Genomic DNA, 449 nt, shown 5'->3' with positions numbered 1-449 from the left:
AGAAATGGCTGTTCACCTCCGTGTTCGCCGTCGGCGTCTTCCTCGCCGCGCTCGGCGGCGCGCTGCAGATCCCGCGCGATGCCGTGCATCACGCCATGGACTTGCGCATCATCGTCGAGGTCTTCGTCGTGGTCGTGATCGGCGGCCTCGGCAGCATCGTCGGCGCCTTCGTCGCGGCGGTGCTGGTCTCCGAGCTCAACGCCTTCGGCATCCTGATCTTCCCGAAGATCTCCATCATCCTGGTCTTCCTGGTGATGGCGGTGGTCCTGATGCCGCCGACGCTGATCGCCTCGATCTACGGCATGAACTTCAAGATGATGCCGGAACTGGAATGGGCGCACGGCTATCCGATGGCGCTCCTGATGATGCTCGCCGCCGCCATCGTTCCCTACTGGATCTTCAAGTGGAAGAAGTGGCTGTAGGGCCGGATACCTCGCGTCAAGCTTAAC

The 449-nt window shown here is 62.4% G+C and carries 1 protein-coding gene; it reads left to right on the top strand.

Annotation, left to right across the window (positions count from 1 at the left end; genetic code table 11):
* A partial coding sequence (locus AACY49_RS31030; RefSeq protein ID WP_339528145.1) for a CorA family divalent cation transporter occupies positions 1-422 on the top strand: 422 nt, incomplete at its 5' end.
* Positions 423-449: the final 27 nt, after the last annotated feature.

It is taken from the genome of Pseudomonas sp. EL_65y_Pfl2_R96, from assembly GCF_963970905.1.
Taxonomy (GTDB): domain Bacteria; phylum Pseudomonadota; class Gammaproteobacteria; order Pseudomonadales; family Pseudomonadaceae; genus Aquipseudomonas.
Note: the sequence above shows the minus strand (reverse complement) of the source record. Positions and strands in the feature narration are given on the sequence as shown.